Annotated in this window: 1 rRNA gene; it reads right to left on the minus strand. The window is 56.7% G+C overall.

The features are described from left to right. Positions 1 to 379, minus strand: a 16S ribosomal RNA gene (locus tag RGM3321_RS00085); the annotation flags it as partial.

Consider the following 379-nt stretch of genomic DNA (forward strand, 5'->3'; position numbering starts at 1 on the left):
GTTTTAGCCTTGCGGCCGTACTCCCCAGGCGGGGTACTTAAAGCGTTAGCTACGGCACGGAACCCGTGGAATGGACCCCACACCTAGTACCCACCGTTTACAGCGTGGACTACCAGGGTATCTAAGCCTGTTCGCTCCCCACGCTTTCGCTCCTCAGCGTCAGGAAAGGCCCAGAGAACCGCCTTCGCCACTGGTGTTCCTCCTGATATCTGCGCATTCCACCGCTCCACCAGGAATTCCATTCTCCCCTACCTTCCTCAAGTCAACCCGTATCGAAAGCACGCTCAGGGTTAAGCCCCAAGATTACACTTCCGACGCGATCAACCACCTACGAGCCCTTTACGCCCAATAAATCCGGACAACGCTCGCACCCTACGTA

The organism is Pseudomonas sp. RGM 3321 (assembly GCF_022836805.1).
GTDB lineage: Bacteria > Pseudomonadota > Gammaproteobacteria > Pseudomonadales > Pseudomonadaceae > Aquipseudomonas.